Raw genomic sequence first — 16,774 nt, 5'->3', positions numbered from 1 at the left:
GCCCCCAGGAACCATCGGTACTTGTACAACTTGGACAAGCAGAATGGCCATATTGTGCCATGTCGCCAAGTAAGCAGGCGGGCAAGGTGGCCGTACCGTCACAAGCATGAGCATCGAGCGTGACGTAAACGACCAGCCGTACGCGTCCCCGCCCATCGCCCACGGCGGCCCCTCGCTCCCCCAGGAGCGCCGCCTGGTGACCGAGGTGCCCGGTCCGAGGTCACGTGAGCTGCTCGCGCGCAAGCGGGCCGCAGTGCCGCAGGGCATCGGCACCACCCTGCCGGTCTTCGTGACGCACGCGGGCGGCGGCGTGGTGGTGGACGCCGACGGCAACTCGCTGATCGACTTCGGCTCCGGCATCGCGGTGACCAGCGTCGGCAACGCGGCACCGCGCGTGGTGGAGCGGGTGCGGAAGCAGGTGGCCGACTTCACGCACACCTGCTTCATGGTCACGCCGTACGAGTCGTACGTCGAGGTCTGCGAGAAGCTCAACCGGCTCACCCCGGGCGACCACGAGAAGCGCTCGTTCCTGGTCAACTCGGGCGCCGAGGCCGTGGAGAACGCCGTGAAGGTGGCCCGGCACGCGACCGGCCGCCAGGCCGTCGTGGTGTTCGACCACGGGTACCACGGCCGCACGCTGCTGACCATGACGCTCACGGCCAAGAACATGCCCTACAAGCACCGGTTCGGCCCGTACGCCCCTGAGGTGTACCGGATGCCGATGGCCTACCCGTTCCGGTGGCCCACCGGGCCGGAGAACTGCGCCGAGGAGGCCGCGGCGCAGACCATCGACATGATCAACAAGCAGATCGGCGCGGAGAACGTCGCCGCCATCGTGATCGAGCCGATCCAGGGCGAGGGCGGCTTCATCGAGCCGGCCCGTGGCTTCCTCCCCGCCCTGGCGGAGTACGCCCGGGGCGCCGGGATCGTGTTCATCGCCGACGAGGTGCAGACCGGGTTCGCCCGCACCGGCCACCTGTTCGCCTGCGAGGACGAGGGCGTCGTGCCCGACATCATCTGCACGGCCAAGGGCATCGCCGGCGGCCTGCCGCTGGCGGCCGTCACCGGCAGGGCCGAGCTCCTCGACGCCGTCCACATCGGCGGCCTCGGCGGCACCTACGGCGGCAACCCGCTCGCGTGCGAGGCGGCGCTGGCCGTGCTCGACACCATCGAGGCCGAAGGTCTCGTCGAGCGGGCCAGGGAGATCGGCGGCGTCATGCTGCCCCGGCTGCGCGCGCTGGCCGAGCGGTTCGACATGATCGGCGACGTGCGGGGACGCGGCGCCATGATCGCGATCGAGCTCGTGGTCCCCGGCACCAACGAGCCGGACGCGGACGTGACCGGCGAGATCGTCAGGCGCTGCCACGCGGAGGGCCTGGTCGTGCTCACCGCCGGCACCTACGGCAACGTCCTGCGGTTCCTCCCGCCGCTCTCCATCCCCGGCAACCTGCTCGACGAGGGCCTGACCATCCTGGAGAAGGTCATGTCGTCCCTATAGGAAGCCCGCGAAAGGGGCATCCGGCTTGCTGCCGGGTGTCCCTTTTGTTGTTGAAAGACCTGCGCGATGCCCGGGATTTAACCCGTCCTTGACATCCCTCTAGTCGATCACTGACGGTAATGGAGCTATAACGGTTCGGGTACAAGCCACTCGATCAACGGGAGCGTGATGAGCTGGGATCCGACCGGAGCCGCACGGCTCAACCTGACGTTCGACCCAGAAGATCTCACCGGCCCGCAGCGCGATGGGGACGCCTGCGTGGTCTGCAGCAAGAAATGGCCTCGGCCTCGGGTCCGTGTCGGCAGGCTTCCGGACGACGCGCCGGTGATGGCCTGCGAGGAGTGCGCCGAAGCGCTGCTCCCCGCGACCCCCGCGCCGCGGAACAAGAGCTCTGAGAGCAGGGCCGCGTTCCCCTGACCCGGGCGCCGCTCCAGATCAAGGTCACATCCGCACCCACCCGCGTCGTGGCTCGCCGGTCACTGCTCGCGCATCCCCCACGGCGACCCGTACTCGTTCAGCAGGTCGAGGAACGGGACCGGGTCGAACGCCTCGGGGCCGAGCACTCCCTCGCCCTTCCAGGCGCCGCGCGCGACCAGCTCCAGCGCCACGACGGGGTGGACGGCGGTCTGCCAGAGCACGGCCTGGCAGCCGTACTCCCGCATGGACCACTCGTTGTCGACCACGTGGTACAGGTACACCTCGCGCGGGCGGCCGTCCTTGCCGGTGCCCCTGACCCAGGTGCCGGCGCAGGTCTTGCCGCGCATCCGGTCCCCGAGGGTCGCCGGGTCGGGCAGGCACGCCGCCACGACGTCGCGCGGCGCCACCTCGGCGCCCTTGACGTTCACCGGCCGGGTGGAGTCCAGGCCGAGCTTGTGCAGCGTCCTGAGCACGCCGATGAACTCCTCGCCGAGACCGTACTTGAACGTCACCCGCCGCGCGTCCACCCAGCGCGGGACCAGCAGGACCTCCTCGTGCTCGACGTTCACGCACTCGACCGGGCCGATGCCCTCGGGGAAGTCGAAGACCTCCGGCTCGCTGAACGGCGCGGTCGTGTGCCAGCCGCCGTCCTCCCAGACGACCGGCGGGTTCAGGCATTCCTCGATGGTCGTCCAGATCGAGAAGGTGGGCGCGAAGCCCTCCTCGCCGTCGGGGCCCTCGATGACCAGGTTCGCCCCGTCCCGTACGCCGATCTCGTCGATGCTCCGGAACAGGTGGTCGGCGGCGTACCTGGCGAACACGTCGGCCAGGCCGGGCTCGACGCCCATGCCGACCAGCGCGAGCCTGCGCCCGGCCTCCCACTCGGGCGCCAGCGCGAACTGCTCGTCGCCGAGCTTGACGCCGGTCAGCTCGTACGGCCGCGAGGGGTGCGGGCTGGACAGCGACATCGCCATGTCCAGATAGTGCGCGCCGGCGTTCAGCGCGGCGCGGAACAGGGGCATGTCGAACCGGGGGTCCACGGCGTTGAACAGCACGTCGCAGGCGTGCTCCCTCAGCGCCGCCTCCACGGCGTCCTGGTCGGAGGCGTCCAGGCCGATGGCGCTGAACCGCGCGTCGGGACGCGGGCCGTCCGGCCCGGGAACCGTCCGCCTGGCGACCACCGCCTCGGCTCGCGAGCGGTCGTAGTCGGCGACGACGATGTGGTCGAAGAAGTCACGTCGGGCGGCGATGGGGACCACGGCGGAACCGACGCCACCGGCGCCCGCCAGCAGGATGCGCATGCCCGCGACGTTACCAATTGACTGGTCGACCATTCAACGGACCCCCGGCGGAACCGGATCGGGCCCGCGCCGGCGGAGCTTCGCGAGGCGGGTACGCGGCCGGTCAGGGGCTCGGCCGTACGTCCGGCCCGGGGGCCGGGGTGGAGCGCGAAGAGGCGCTCCGGAGTCGGGGGGAGCATCCGGAGCGCCCCTGGCAGACGGCGCCCAGCGGGGGGACGGGCGCTGCCTGCGGCCTTCTCACGTCAGGTAAAGACCACCCCGGTCAGCGCACGAGCTGCTGCCATCTGGTGGCCCACTCGGCATAGTCAGTGCATTCCCCATGCCGGCCACCGCAATCCTTCGACGGTCTAACGGCAAAGCTGATCTTTTTCAGCCATTTATCGTCTTTGACCCGATACGCGGCGCAGACCCGTGCGGCGGCCCCGCCGCACGCGGCCGGGTTGGCGGGCGCGAGCCCGTTCCACGCCGCCGCCTGCCGTTGCGTGCCGGCCGAGGCGGTCCAGGCGAGCCACTTGTACGCGCAGTTCGGGGCGGTGGCCTGCGCCGAGACCATCCAGGAGTCCACCCAGCCGGTCGTCGGCTCGTCGGGCACGGCCTTCACCGGGCGGCCGGCCCGGCGCAGGATGTCGAGCTGGTAGGGCAGCGCCCGCCCCAGCCGCACCGTCGACCCGGCCAGCCCCTGAAGGGCCTCGATCGGCTCCCTCCAGTAGACGCGCTCACCCTGCCGTTCGGTGAGCAGCGCCATCGCGGCGTCGAGCTGGGCCGGGGTCAGCTCGAACGGGTCCTTCACCCCGAGCTTCGGGCGCCGCCCCTTCAGTGCGAGGGCGGCGTCGGCGATCGACATGGGGCTGTTCCGCACCGTGACGGGGCCGCGATCGGAGTAGATCGCGTCCCCCTTGGCCGGGCGCGCCCCGCCGGAGTCGTAGAGCGTGACGTACGACCCCCACAGGAACGGGACGCCGTACACCTTGCCGCCGGCCGTGACCGAGCGCTGGGTGCGCAGCCATCGCGGGATCGCGTCGTAGCCGGAGATGAGCGAGGTGGTGAGCGGGACGACCTTGCGCTCGTCGATCAGCCTGCCCGTGACCTCCGGGGGCGCCGCGACCACGTCGAAGGCGGTCTGGGCGAGCAGCTTGTCCATCTGGTCGCCCGACTGGGGGAAGCGGAGGTTCACCCGGCAGCCCGTGCTCTGCTCGAACGGTTTGACCCAGTTGACGTCCGGGTCGCTCCCGCCGTACTCGGCGTAGCCGCGGAACGTCAGCACGGTCAGCATGCCCTCGCCGGGCCCTGGAGTGCCGCGCGAGGACTTCGGGACGGGGGTCGGGGTGCTCGTGGGAGTGCTGGACGGGGACGGCGTCGCGGTCGCGGCCGGCGGCGTCGGGCTGGGTGCCGCCGCGACCTGGGCGGCGTCGCTCCCCGGGGACGCGGGAGCGGGCCCCGCGCACGCGGCGAGCGCCACCGGGAGGGCCATCGCCGCGAGGCCGGTCCGGAGTCGCCCCGTACTCACCATGCCGGCCCCCGCCTCCCGCCTTCGTCGGTCTCACCGGGAGCCTATCGGGCCCGGCGCACCGGCGACCTGGCATGCCGGGCGGCCCGCGTGGAAGCGCCGAAGGGGCGCGGGCCCTGTCATCCGGCCCGCGCCCCTGTGGTCATCTCACTCGCCGCGCCGCCTACCTCATCCGGTGCAGGAGGGGTAGACGGAGTACACGCCGTAGACGAGCGGGTACGTCAGGCCCGTCGCGGCCGCGCACGGGCTGGTCGACGGAGTACCGGCCGCCTGACCGCTGCCCGTCCCTCCAGAGGGACCGGGAGGGCCCTGCGGTCCGGGCGGACCCTGCGGTCCGGGAGGTCCTGCCGGACCCTCGGGACCGGGCACGCCACTTCCAGGCGCACCCTGCGGACCGGCCGGACCCTGCGGACCGGGAGCACCGTCGACACCGGGAGCACCCGGAGCGCCGGGAGCGCCGTCAATGCCGGGAGCACCCGGAAGGCCGGGAGCACCCGGGGCACCGTCCACTCCAGGCAGACCCGCCGGACCCGCCGGACCCTGCGGACCAGGAGCACCATCGACGCCGGGAGCACCCGGAATGCCAGGAGCGCCGTCAATGCCCGGAGCCCCAGGAAGGCCAGGAGCGCCGTCGACTCCAGGCGCACCTTGCGGACCGGCCGGACCCTGCGGACCGGGAGCACCGTCGATGCCCGGAGCACCCGGAGTGCCGGGAGCGCCGTCAATGCCGGGAGCGCCAGGAAGGCCGGGAGCACCCGGGGCACCGTCCACTCCAGGCGGACCCTGCGGGCCGACCGGACCAGGAGCGCCATCGACGCCGGGAGCGCCAGGAAGGCCCGGAGCACCCGGGGCACCGTCCACTCCAGGCGGACCCTGCGGGCCGACCGGACCAGGAGCACCGTCAACGCCGGGAGCACCAGGAAGGCCAGGAGCACCCGGAGCACCGTCGACTCCGGGCAGACCCGCCGGACCCGCCGGACCCTGCGGACCAGGAGCGCCGTCAACGCCCGGAGCACCGGGAAGGCCAGGAGTTCCAGGAGCGCCATCGACTCCAGGCAGACCTGCCGGACCCTGCGGGCCGACCGGACCAGGAGCACCGTCAACGCCGGGAGCGCCAGGAAGGCCGGGAGTACCCGGAGCGCCATCGACTCCAGGCGGACCCTGCGGGCCGACCGGACCAGGAGCGCCATCGATACCGGGAGCGCCAGGAAGGCCGGGAGTACCCGGAGCGCCATCGACTCCGGGCAGACCCGCCGGACCCGCCGGACCCTGCGGACCAGGAGCGCCGTCAACGCCCGGAGCACCAGGAAGGCCAGGAGCACCCGGAGCACCGTCCACTCCAGGCGGACCCTGCGGGCCGACGGGACCAGGAGCGCCGTCAACGCCAGGGGCACCAGGGGCACCGTCCACTCCAGGCGGACCTTGCGGGCCGGCCGGGCCGGGAGCGCCGTCAATGCCGGGAGCACCCGGAGCGCCGTCGACTCCGGGCGGGCCTGCGGGACCTGCGGGGCCTGCCGGACCCGCGGGGCCTGCCGGACCTCCCGCGGGACCCGCCGGACCGACCGGACCGACCGGACCGACCGGGCCCACCGGGCCGGGAGCACCGTTGATGCCGGGAGCACCCGGGGCGCCGTCAACGCCGGGAGCACCCGGAGCGCCGTCGATCCCAGGCAGTCCAACCGGACCCATCGGACCCATCGGGCCGACGGGACCAGGCGCGCCAGTGGCGCCGGCGGGGCCGACCGGGCCGGGCATGCCGGGAGCACCGTCGATGCCAGGCGCGCCGTCGATGCCGGGAGCACCGTCGATCCCGGGAGCACCGGGGGCGCCGGGGGCGCCGGGCAGGCCGGTCGCACCCACTGGGCCCCGTGGGCCCGCCGGGCCTGCCGGACCCGCGGGCCCGGGCGGACCGGCGGGACCCGGCGGCACCTTGCAAAGCCATTGGGGAACGTGCAGCCAGGTGCACAGCGGGATCGCCCCGTTGGCGACCGGGCCGGCCGGGACCGCGCTGCCGGTGCCCTGGCCGACCGGGACCGGGACGGGGATGGGCAGAGGGCGCGGGCGGGGCCAGCTGATCCACTGCAGGGTCCCGACCGGCACCACCGGCGGCGGGCACACAACGGTGGGAACGCAGTCATCGGGAGCGGCGGAACGCCTCGAAGAAGAGGTGTGAGAAAGGACGCCGGAAGGCGTCCTTTGTATCATGCCGCTCGTTGAATTGCCGATACCCGCCCGGCCGGGCGGCGAGGCGGTTCTTGCCTCGGCGCCTGCCGGAGCAGGCGAATAGACGAGAACAGCCCCGGCGAGCGCGCCGCCCACCAGGGTCCGTTTCATAAAAGTAGCCACTCTTCATTCTCTCCCCGAGGATCTCATGAAGTCACCTGGCGGCGAAACTCTTTGACATGCCGATGATCTCTGGATACTTCCTTTCCCCATCTGATCATCGTGCCTGCCCGGCGTCGTGGAAACCTTTGCCCGGCGCTCCCGCGACCACCATTGAACCCCGGTTATAACTGCATCTGAAGCACCTTGTCGGTAATAGCGGGATAACCGGCTCACGCGGCGCAATGATGACAGTCCATGCTGGTAGGCCGTCTGAAGTGGCGAACCGCCCGAACCGACCGGCCCGTCCGCACGACCATCGACGGCGCCGCCGGAAATCACGTCGGCGGCGCGCACGAGGTACGGAAAGCCGCGGATACCGAAGGCGGCGATATAGTGAAATGCCAACAAAAGAAACGGCCCGGCGGAGAGAGTGATTCTCTCCGCCGGGCCTGGACGGCCACGGACGTACCGCTACCCGTTAGTGGGGAAACCGAGGTTGACACCGCCGTGGCTCGGATCCAGCCACCGCGAGGTGACCACCTTTCCGCGCGTGTAGAAATGGACGCCCTCGGCGCCGTGAACGTGGGTGTCACCGAAGAGTGAGGACTTCCAGCCACCGAAACTGTAGAACGCCATGGGCACGGGGATCGGCACGTTGATCCCCACCATTCCGACCTCCACCTCGTTCTGGAAGCGCCGCGCGGCGCCGCCGTCGTTGGTGAAGATGGCGGTGCCGTTGCCGTACTCGACGTCGTTGATGATCTTCAGGCCCTCGTCGTACGAGGAAACCCTGACCACCGACAGCACCGGGCCGAAGATCTCGTCCCTGTGCACGGCCGAGCCGGGCCTGACCTGGTCGATCACGGTGGGCCCGAGCCAGAACCCCGGCGTCCGCGCGGCGGTCGTGCCGCCCTTGACCGGGGTCTCCCTGCCGTCCACCACCAGCTTGGCGCCCTCGGCGACCGCCGTGTCGAGGTAGGAGACCACCTTGTCGCGGTGTACCCCCGTGACGAGCGGTCCCATCTGGGCGTCCGGGTCGTCACCGTGGCCGACGGTGAGCCCGCCCACCCGCTGAACGATCTTGTCGACCAGCTCGTCGCCGATCGGGTCGACGGCGAGCACGACCGAGATGGCCATGCACCGCTCCCCCGCCGAGCCGAAACCGGCGTTCACCGCCGCGTCGGCCACCAGGTCGAGGTCGGCGTCCGGCAGCACGAGCATGTGGTTCTTGGCCCCGCCGAGCGCCTGCACCCGCTTGCCGTGCCGGGTGCCCGTCTCGTACACGTGCCGGGCGATCGGGGTCGAGCCGACGAACGAGACGGCCCGCACGTCGGGGTGCTCAAGCAGCCGGTCGACGGCGACCTTGTCCCCCTGGACGACGTTGAAGACCCCGTCGGGCAGGCCCGCGCGCTTCCACAGGGCTGCCATCAGCAGCGACGCCGACGGATCCCGCTCGGAGGGCTTCAGGACGAAGGTGTCGCCACAGGCGATCGCGACGGGGTACATCCACATCGGGACCATCGCCGGGAAGTTGAACGGGGTGATGCCCGCCACCACCCCGAGCGGCTGGCGGATCGAGAACGAGTCCACGTTCGTCGACACGTTCTCCGAGAAGCCGCCCTTGAGAAGGTGCGGGATGCCGCAGGCGAACTCCACGACCTCCAGCCCGCGCGCGACCTCACCCAGCGCGTCGGAGTGCACCTTGCCGTGCTCGGCGCTGATCAGCGCCGCCAGCTCGTCGCGGTGGGCGTACATCAGCTCGCGGAAGCGGAACAGCACCTGCGCCCGCTTCACCAGGGAGGCGTCACGCCACGCGGGGAACGCGGCGAGCGCCGCGGCCACCGCCGCGTCGACGTCCTCGGGCCCGGCCAGGTCGACGTGCCCCGCGACCTGCCCGGTCGCCGGGTTGAAGATCTCCGCCTGCCGTCCGGACCGGCCCGCCGCCTCGGCGCCTCCGATCCAGTGCGTCACCCGCCTCGCCGGTTCGGCCCGCGTCATCTGCCCGCCTCCTCGTTGATCGTCCCGAGCGCGGTGAGGATGATGCCGAGCCCCTCCCGCGCCTCCTCGTCGGTGAGCGTGAGCGGTGGGGCCATACGCAGCACGTTCCCGTAGATGCCGCCCTTGCCGGCCAGCAGGCCGAGCTTCTTGGTCTCGGCCATGAAGCGGGCGGCCAGCTCCGGCGCCGGAGCACCCGTGGCGGGGTCGACCAGCTCCACGGCGAACATCAGGCCCTTGCCCCGCACGTCGCCCACGACGGGCAGGCGGCCCATGGCCTCCCGCAGCCCGCCGATGAGGATCGCGCCGGTGACCGCTGCACGGGACTGCAGGTCGTGGTCGAGCACGTAGTCCAGCGTCGCGTTGGCGGCGGCCATCGAGACCGGGTTGCCGCCGAAGGTCGCGAGCCCGAGGGCGTGCGGTGCGTCCATCAGGTCGCCCCGCGCCACCACGCCGCCGACGGCGAACCCGTTGCCGAGCCCCTTGGCGAACGTCATCATGTCCGGCGTCATCTGGTGGTTCTGGATGCCGAAGAAGGCCGAGCCCGTGCGGCCCCAGCCGGTCTGCACCTCGTCGGAGATGAACAGGATGCCCTCCTCGTCGAGGACCTCCTTGTACGCGCGGAACAGCCCGTCGGGCGCCATGGTGAACCCGCCGACGCCCTGGATCGGCTCGGCGATCAGCGCGGCGACGTCGTTGGACACCGCCGTGACGAGCACGTGGCGCAGGTCCTCGACGCAGACCTTGATGTAGTCCGCGTCCGACAGGCCGCTGAACTGCGGCAGGTGCCGGTCGGCGCCGTGCAGGAAGTGCACGTTGAACGGCGACAGCGAGTTGTTCTTCCAGCTCCGGTTGCTGGTGACCGACAGCGTGCCGAAGCCCCGGCCGTGGTAGCTCTGCCGCATGGCCAGCACCTGGTCGGACCGGCGCGCGTAGGTGGCCAGCAGCAGGGCCGTCTCGTTGGCCTCGGTGCCGGAGTTGGTGAAGAAGACCTTGGCGTTCTCGATGCCCGACAGCCTGGCGATCTTCTCGGCGAGCTCGACCTGGGCACGGAGCAGGTAGAGGGTGCTGGTGTGCACGATCCCGGTCGCGAGCTGCCGCTCGACCGCCTCGCGGACCTCGGGGACGTCGTACCCGATCATGTTGGTCAGGATGCCCGCGAAGAAGTCGAGGTAGGTGTGGCCCTCGGCGTCGACGACGCGGTTGCCCTTGCCTCGCACGATCTCGATGGGCTCGTCGTAGTAGAGGGACAACCAGCTTGGCATGACCGCACGATGGCGCGGCAGGAGGTCGGACATAGTCCGATTATGTCCGTTTATCGCCATGACTCCCAGCTCCAAGGTGTCGGCGTACCGGGCGTTCACCTTACATGCTGCCAGTTGCCAGGCTCGGACATCCTGTGGACATCATGTCCTTACCTGCCCGCCGCGCCGGGCGCCCGTCCGTCGTGCGGCTCAGGAGATCGGTTCGGGCTGCGGGTCCCGAACCGGGATCACGCGCGGGCACAGCACCGTGAAGGCCAGCGCGGCCGAGGCGACCGTGAACGCGACGCCGACCCACGAGCCGAAGGACATCGCCGACACGAACGCGTCCTTGGCCGTCCGCACGAGCCCCGGTTCGCCGAGCGCGAGCGCGCCGCCGATGGAGTCCCTGGCCGCGGCCGGCGCGGACTCGGGCATGCTGGCGGTGTAGACCCCGGCCAGCACGCTGCCGAGCACGGCCACGCTCAGCGCCATGCCGACCTGCTGGACGGTGTCGTTGAGCGCCGAGCCGACGCCCGCGTGCGCCGGCGGGATGGCGCCCATCAGCGTCGCGTACGCCGCCGGCCCGGCCAGGCCGCCGCCGACGCCCATGATGAGCAGGCCGGTGATCAGCATGCCGTACCCGTCGGACGGCCCGATGAGCGCCAGCACCAGGAATCCGCCCGACATGACGAGCAGCCCCAGCGCGATCAGCACCCGGTTGCTGACGCGCTGACCGAGCCCGGCGCCGACCCCGTTGAAGACCGCGGCGGCCACGGCGTACGGCAGGAGCGCCAGGCCCGCCTTCATCGGCCCGTACCCGAGGACGAACTGGAGGTACTGGGTGAGCATCAGCAGCAGCGCGCCGGTGCCGAACGACATCAGCACGATCGAGAACGACGCGCCGCTGAAGTTGCGGTCGCCGAACAGGGACAGGGGCAGCATCGGGTGGTCGCTCCGCCGCTCCCAGACCACGAAGATCCCGAGCGCCACGAGCGCCACGGCCGCCGCCACCAGGGCCTGCGACGAGGTCCACCCATCGCGCGGCGCCGCGATGACGACGTACACCAGCGCGGTCATGCCCACCGTGGACATCAGCGCGCCGAAGGGGTCGGTACGGCGGGCGGGGGCGCGGGACTCGGGCATCAGCAGGACCGCGGCCACCACGGCGACGACCGCGATCGGCACGTTCAGCAGGAACACCGACCCCCACCAGTAGTGCTCCAGCAGGAAACCGCCCAGCGTCGGCCCGGCGATCACGCCGACCATCGCGACCGCGCTCCACGCCGCGAAGGCCTTGCGGCGCTCGGACTCGTCGAAGACGGTGATCAGGATCGACAGGGTGCTCGGCATCAGGAACGACCCGCCGACGCCCATCAGCGCGCGGGCGCCGATGAGCTGCCACGGCTCCTGGGCGAGCATCGCCACCACCGAGGCCCCGCCGAACACGACGAGCCCCACGATCAGGAAGCGGCGGCGCCCGTACCGGTCGGACAGGCTCCCGGCGGTCAGCAGCAGGCCGGCGAACACCAGGATGTAGGCGTCGATGATCCACTGGATGTCCGCAGGAGTGGCGCCCAGATCACGGATCAGCGAGGGGATCGCGAGGTTCAGTACCGTGTTGTCCACGACCAGCACCAGCAGGCTCACGCAGAGCACGCCGAGGATCCACCAGCGCCGGGGATCCTTCGCCGGGGCCTCGCCCGGCTCTTCTCGTACAGCGTTCGAGTTCACTCGCACAGTGTACGAGGATCATTGAACAGCGTGCGAGAGATTTATCCTTGAGCGAACGAAGGAGTACGCGCCGTGTCGAGCAAGTCCCCGTTCACCTCGGTCTGGTCGCGCCGACCGTCGCCCAAGAACACGCGCGAGCAACCGGTGCTCAGCCGCGCGCAGATCGTCCACGCCGCGATGGAGCTGCTCGACGCCGAAGGGCTGGACGCGCTCAGCATGCGCAAGCTCGGCGCCAGGCTCGGATCCGGGGCGACCAGCATCTACTGGTACGTGACCAATAAGGAGGAACTGCTGGAGCTCGTGCTCGACGAGGTCTACGGCGAGCTGTCGGTCCCCGACCCCGCCGAGACCGGCTGGCGGGACGCCGCCGCGGTGTTCGCGTACGGCCTGCGCCAGGCGATGGTCACCCACCCGTGGTCGATCACGCTCATCGGGACGCTGCCCAGCCTGGGACCGAACGCGATGGCCGCCTCGGACCGGCTGATGAAGGCCTTCGAGATCGCCGGCTTCACCGGCATCGCCCTCGACTACGCCGCCGCCGCCGTCATCTCCTACACGCTGGGCGCCACCACCCCCGAGGTGAGCTGGCTCAACCTGCTCAGCCGGTCGGGCGTGAACGCCGACGAGTGGGTGAAGGCGATGCGCCCCCAAGTGGACGTCGCCGCGGCCGACTACCCGGGCCTGCGCGCCCACTACGCCGGCTACGCGAACCTCGACCCGGCCGCCACCATGCACATCAGCTTCGACTTCGGCCTGGTGGCGCTGCTGGACGGCCTGGAGGCCCGCCTCCGCCAGCCCTGACGGTCGGACAGTATGTCAGGGAGTGGGAGGACCGTAATACATCGTGATCGGCTAGGCTCGGAGCCGTGCTACCGACCCTGGCCGACGTCCTCGCCTTGGACACCGTCCGCCGAGGGAACCCGCGCGTGGTCGCGGGCGCCGACCGGCTCGACACCCGCGTCCGGTGGGTGCACGTCGGCGAGGTCAGCGACATCGCCCACCTGCTGCGCGGCGGCGAGCTCATCCTCACCACCGGCGTCGCCCTGCCCGACGACCCCGGCAAGCTGGCCGACTACATCGCCGACCTGGTGGCCGTGGGCGCCTCCGGGCTGATCGTCGAGCTGGGCCGCAGGTTCGTCGGCGAGCTGCCGCGCGCGGTCGTCGAGTCGGCCGAGGCCCACGGCCTCCCGCTGGTCACTCTCGCCCGCGAGACGCCGTTCGTGCAGATCACCGAGTCGGTGCACGCCCGCATCATCGACATCCAGCTCGAGGAGCTCCGCGCCTCCGAGCACCTCCACGAGGTGTTCACCGAACTGTCGGTGGAGGGCGCCCCGCCAACCGAGGTGCTGCGCCAGGTGTCCCGGCTGTCGGCCCGCCCCGCGCTCCTGGAGAACCTCGCCCACCAGGTGCTCGCCTGCGAGCCCGGCGGACGCGACACGGGCATGCTGCTGGCGAACTGGGAGGCCAGGTCCCGCGCGGTGGCCCCGGCGGAGCGCACGGCCTACGACCTCACGTCCGGCTGGCTGATGACCGTCGTCGGCGCGCGCGGCCACGACTGGGGGCGGCTGATCCTGTTCTGCGACACGGCGCCCGGGCCGCGCGACATCGTCCTGGCCGAGCGGGCCGCGACGACGCTCGCCCTGGGCCGGCTGCTGGAACGCCACCAGGAAAGCCTGGAGCGCCAGGCACACGGCACCATCATCAACGGCATCCTGACCCACACCTACGCCGACCCCGAGGAGGTCGCGGCCCGTTCCCGGGCCGTCGGGGTCCCGCTCACCGGCCGGAAGCTCATGAGCGTCGTGCTCCGGCTCACCGACCCGGCCGAGACGGTGCTCAACCTGCAGGCCCGGCTCGGCGAGCTGGCCGAGGCGACCGCGGCGGCCTGCCGCGACGCCAAGCTGCCCGCCCTGGTCGGCGCCCTGGACCAGAACCGCGTCGGGGTCCTGCTCCCCCTGCCGCCGCGCGTCCCCGCCGAAGCCGCGCTCACCGCCCTGTCCGAACGGCTCACCACGGCCTTCCCCACCCCCTTCGTCCTGGCCGCCGGCTCCGTCGTCGAGTCCGTCAGGGACGTGCGGCGCAGCTTCCTCGAAGCCGAGCAGGTCGCCGAGGCCGCCGCGCGCCAGCCCGACCGGCGCCCCTTCTACCGGCTGCCCGACCTGCGGCTGCGCGGGCTGCTCCACCTCCTGCGCGACGACGCGCGCCTGCAGACGTTCGCCGAACGCGAGCTGAGCCCGCTGCTCGCCCACGACGCCCACCGCGGCGGCGACCTGACCGGCATCCTGCGTATCTACCTGGACGCCGGACGCAACAAGGCGGTCGCCGCCCAGCGCGCCCACCTGTCACGGCCCGCGTTCTACGACCGGCTCCGCCGCCTGGAACGCGTCCTGGAGACCGACCTCGACGACGTCGAGTCCTGCCTTTCGCTCCACGTCGCCCTGCTCGCGCTGGAATCGTTCCGCAAGGAGACCCGGTGAGCTTGACGACGTCGCGACCCCTCGGGCACGTGACCACGGCATCGTAATCGGCACCGCCGCGAAATAGAGGCCTGAAGTGCGCGTATTACGCGAAGGCGGCGTGTTTCCAAGGTGACAGGACGGCGGGTTACATTCTCGTAGACGTTGGCGTGTTTACGGGCGCTTTGCCGGTCATTACCAACAACATGGTGCATCAAGGATGAGATCACCCACGGGAGCCCTTGATGCCACGTCGACTCACTGCCGGCCTTGCCGTGCTGTCCCTTCTCGCGACCGTCGCGCCCGCGTCGGCGTACGCCGAGACGGCGACCAGACCGGCTCGTACCGAGCTGCCGACGACCGGCTTCCCCCTGGGCGAACCCGGTGCAGTCACCCAGAAGAAGAAAGCGGTCACGGCGGGAATCGACCTGTTCACCGTGCTGCACGGGAAGCCGGCCGACGGGTACACAGTGTCGCTTCTCATGAAGGGCAAGGACTTCGGTTCCCAGTCCGACGCGGAGGCCGTGGCGGAGACGGCGCGGAACGCCGGTTTCGAGGTGGGGGTTCAGCAGTTCACCCGTCCCGGCGTGGCCGACTATCCGGAAGGCGTCGCTTACACCGTGCGACTGGGCCTGTGGACCCTGAAACAGCGCAAAGAGGCAGAAAAGGTAGTAAAGCAACTCAAAGACGCCAATATCAAGGCGAAGGTGGATTTCCTGGGTGACGACGGGTTGCAGACCACCGGCCCCTGGGACATGCGGGTGCTCACCGTCGACCCCCGGGCCTTCGGCGGGTCGTACCACGCCAGCCTCGGCACCTCCGTCGCCAAGCGCGAGACCCCCTCGTCCATGGCCAAGCGCGCCGGCGCCATCGCCGCGGTCAACGGCGGGTTCTTCAACATCCACACCGACAAGAACCTCCGGGGCGAACCGGTGGGCATCTCCGTGGTCGACGGGCGCCTGCTGAGCGAGGCCCTCGTGGGCCGCAGCGCCCTGATCCTCAAGCGCGACACCGCCCGCATCACCGAGGTCAAGAGCACCGTCACGGCGTCCTCCGCCGACGGGGAGCGGACCACGATCAACGGCGTCAACCGGGTCGCCGCCTCGGACGAGCTCGTCCTCTACACCGACGAGTTCGGCGCCAAGACCCCCGCCGACGAGGGAGCCGAAGCCGTCCTGGACGACAAGGGCCAGGTGCTGGAGCTCCGCCCGGCGGGCGGCAAGATCGCACGCGGCACCCGCGTCCTGCACGGGACCGGCATCATGTCCGACTGGGTGTGGTCGCACGCCTGGGAGACCTGGAAGCTGAAGATCACCACGAAGGTGACGGACCTGCGCAACGGCAAGGGCATCCCCCTCACCCCGGAGACCAGCATCATCGGCGGCGGGGTCGGCCTGGTCCGCGACGGCCACCCGCGCATCATCGCGCAGGCGGACGGGCAGGCGAACGTCAACATGATCCTCCGGCGGCACCCGCGCACGATGGCCGGCGTCACCAAGTCGGGCAAGCTCATCCTCGTCACCGTCGACGGCCGCAAGCCCGGCGTCACCGTGGGGGCCTCCATGGTCGAGGCCGCACAGCTCATGCTCTGGCTCGGCGCCCGGCAGGCCATCAACCTGGACGGCGGCGGCTCCAGCGCCATGGTCGTCAAGGGCAAGGTCGTCAACCACCCCTCCGACGGCGTCGAGCGTGGCGTAGGCGACGCCCTCCTCATCCTCCCCTGACCCCGCCCACCCCCTGCCCGCCTCCCGTGAACGCGAAAAGGCCACCCACATCGTGGATGGCCCGATAAACGCAGGAAGGGCCGCCCACACTGTGGACGGCCCTTACCTACGAACAGCAAACACATATATCAAGTTTTGTCCGGCGGCGTCCTACTCTCCCACACCGTCCCCGGTGCAGTACCATCGGCGCTGGAAGGCTTAACTTCCGGGTTCGGAATGTAACCGGGTGTTTCCCTTCCGCCATGACCGCCGTAACCCCATGAAACACACAACCACAGGCGAAAACCCCTGGTTGCTGTCTCTGAGTCACATAGTGGACGCGAGCAAGAAAAAAGATTGCTTTGTGGTCAAGTCCTCGGCCTATTAGTACCGGTCAGCTCCACACCTTACGATGCTTCCACCTCCGGCCTATCAACCCAGTGATCTACTGGGAGCCTTACCCCCTCGCAGGGTGGGAGACCTCATCTCAAGGCAGGCTTCCCGCTTAGATGCTTTCAGCGGTTATCCCTCCCGAACGTAGCCAACCAGCCGTGCTCTTGGCAGAACAACTGGCACACCAGAGGTTCGTCCGTCCCG

At 70.8% G+C, this 16,774-nt stretch carries 11 protein-coding genes and 2 rRNA genes; 5 read left to right on the top strand and 8 right to left on the bottom strand.

Annotated elements, in window-relative coordinates; all coding sequences use genetic code 11:
• Nucleotides 1-106 precede the first annotated feature (106 nt).
• The gene (gene gabT / locus NYZ98_RS07175) at nucleotides 107-1,498 is read left to right on the top strand and encodes a 4-aminobutyrate--2-oxoglutarate transaminase (RefSeq protein ID WP_262841755.1); all 1,392 of its coding nucleotides are present in this window, start codon (nucleotides 107-109) and stop codon (nucleotides 1,496-1,498) included.
• 168 nt (nucleotides 1,499-1,666) lie between these two features.
• Nucleotides 1,667-1,915, top strand: a complete 249-nt coding sequence (locus tag NYZ98_RS07170; protein WP_262841754.1) for a hypothetical protein — start codon at nucleotides 1,667-1,669, stop codon at nucleotides 1,913-1,915.
• A gap of 59 nt (nucleotides 1,916-1,974) precedes the next feature.
• Here the strand turns inward: NYZ98_RS07170 and NYZ98_RS07165 are convergent, their stop codons facing one another.
• From NYZ98_RS07165 to NYZ98_RS07140, 6 genes are all read right to left on the bottom strand, one after another.
• Nucleotides 1,975-3,216 (bottom strand): saccharopine dehydrogenase family protein, encoded by a 1,242-nt coding sequence (locus NYZ98_RS07165; protein ID WP_262841753.1) that lies wholly within the window; start codon nucleotides 3,214-3,216, stop codon nucleotides 1,975-1,977.
• Nucleotides 3,217-3,478: 262 nt separating this feature from the next.
• Nucleotides 3,479-4,723, bottom strand: a complete 1,245-nt coding sequence (locus NYZ98_RS07160; RefSeq protein WP_262841752.1) for an extracellular solute-binding protein — start codon at nucleotides 4,721-4,723, stop codon at nucleotides 3,479-3,481.
• 221 nt (nucleotides 4,724-4,944) lie between these two features.
• Complete coding sequence (locus NYZ98_RS07155) at nucleotides 4,945-6,345, bottom strand: hypothetical protein (RefSeq protein WP_262841751.1); 1,401 nt, start codon at nucleotides 6,343-6,345, stop codon at nucleotides 4,945-4,947.
• Nucleotides 6,346-7,519: 1,174 nt separating this feature from the next.
• Entirely contained in the window at nucleotides 7,520-9,046 is a 1,527-nt protein-coding gene (locus NYZ98_RS07150; RefSeq protein ID WP_262841750.1) for a CoA-acylating methylmalonate-semialdehyde dehydrogenase, read from the bottom strand.
• Nucleotides 9,043-10,341, bottom strand: coding sequence for an aspartate aminotransferase family protein (locus NYZ98_RS07145; RefSeq protein WP_262841749.1), 1,299 nt, complete (start codon nucleotides 10,339-10,341; stop codon nucleotides 9,043-9,045). Before NYZ98_RS07145 ends, NYZ98_RS07150 begins: the two co-directional genes overlap by 4 nt.
• Before the next feature lie 156 nt (nucleotides 10,342-10,497).
• Nucleotides 10,498-12,018 (bottom strand): MFS transporter, encoded by a 1,521-nt coding sequence (locus NYZ98_RS07140; protein WP_262841748.1) that lies wholly within the window; start codon nucleotides 12,016-12,018, stop codon nucleotides 10,498-10,500.
• A gap of 72 nt (nucleotides 12,019-12,090) precedes the next feature.
• Between NYZ98_RS07140 and NYZ98_RS07135 the strand changes: the two genes are divergently transcribed.
• The 3 genes from NYZ98_RS07135 (at nucleotide 12,091) to NYZ98_RS07125 (ending at nucleotide 16,198) form a co-directional block, all read left to right on the top strand.
• Nucleotides 12,091-12,819 (top strand): TetR/AcrR family transcriptional regulator, encoded by a 729-nt coding sequence (locus tag NYZ98_RS07135; protein ID WP_262841747.1) that lies wholly within the window; start codon nucleotides 12,091-12,093, stop codon nucleotides 12,817-12,819.
• Nucleotides 12,820-12,884: 65 nt separating this feature from the next.
• Nucleotides 12,885-14,495 carry a PucR family transcriptional regulator gene (locus NYZ98_RS07130; protein ID WP_262841746.1) on the top strand — a complete coding sequence of 537 codons (1,611 nt, stop codon included), beginning with the start codon at nucleotides 12,885-12,887 and terminating at the stop codon, nucleotides 14,493-14,495.
• Nucleotides 14,496-14,719: 224 nt separating this feature from the next.
• Nucleotides 14,720-16,198 carry a phosphodiester glycosidase family protein gene (locus NYZ98_RS07125; protein WP_262841745.1) on the top strand — a complete coding sequence of 493 codons (1,479 nt, stop codon included), beginning with the start codon at nucleotides 14,720-14,722 and terminating at the stop codon, nucleotides 16,196-16,198.
• Nucleotides 16,199-16,335: 137 nt separating this feature from the next.
• On the opposite strand, the gene rrf is transcribed toward NYZ98_RS07125, so the two are convergent.
• Both rrf and NYZ98_RS07115 read right to left on the bottom strand, forming a co-directional pair.
• Nucleotides 16,336-16,452 (bottom strand): 5S ribosomal RNA (gene rrf / locus NYZ98_RS07120).
• A gap of 89 nt (nucleotides 16,453-16,541) precedes the next feature.
• A 23S ribosomal RNA gene (locus tag NYZ98_RS07115) occupies nucleotides 16,542-16,774 on the bottom strand; the annotation flags it as partial.

It is taken from the genome of Sphaerisporangium corydalis (assembly GCF_025506355.1).
Lineage (GTDB): Bacteria > Actinomycetota > Actinomycetes > Streptosporangiales > Streptosporangiaceae > Sphaerisporangium > Sphaerisporangium corydalis.
The sequence above is the reverse complement of the archived record's forward strand: the minus strand, read 5'-3'. Positions and strand labels throughout refer to the sequence as shown.

Excerpts from the sequence above, each read along its gene's own strand:
- gabT (WP_262841755.1), top strand. The coding sequence starts at position 107 with ATGAGCATCGAGCGTGACGTAAACGACCAGCCGTACGCGTCCCCGCCC.
- NYZ98_RS07170 (WP_262841754.1), top strand. The coding sequence starts at position 1,667 with ATGAGCTGGGATCCGACCGGAGCCGCACGGCTCAACCTGACGTTCGAC.
- NYZ98_RS07165 (WP_262841753.1), bottom strand. The coding sequence starts at position 3,216 with ATGCGCATCCTGCTGGCGGGCGCCGGTGGCGTCGGTTCCGCCGTGGTC.
- NYZ98_RS07150 (WP_262841750.1), bottom strand. The coding sequence starts at position 9,046 with ATGACGCGGGCCGAACCGGCGAGGCGGGTGACGCACTGGATCGGAGGC.
- NYZ98_RS07145 (WP_262841749.1), bottom strand. The coding sequence starts at position 10,341 with ATGTCCGACCTCCTGCCGCGCCATCGTGCGGTCATGCCAAGCTGGTTG.
- NYZ98_RS07125 (WP_262841745.1), top strand. The coding sequence starts at position 14,720 with ATGCCACGTCGACTCACTGCCGGCCTTGCCGTGCTGTCCCTTCTCGCG.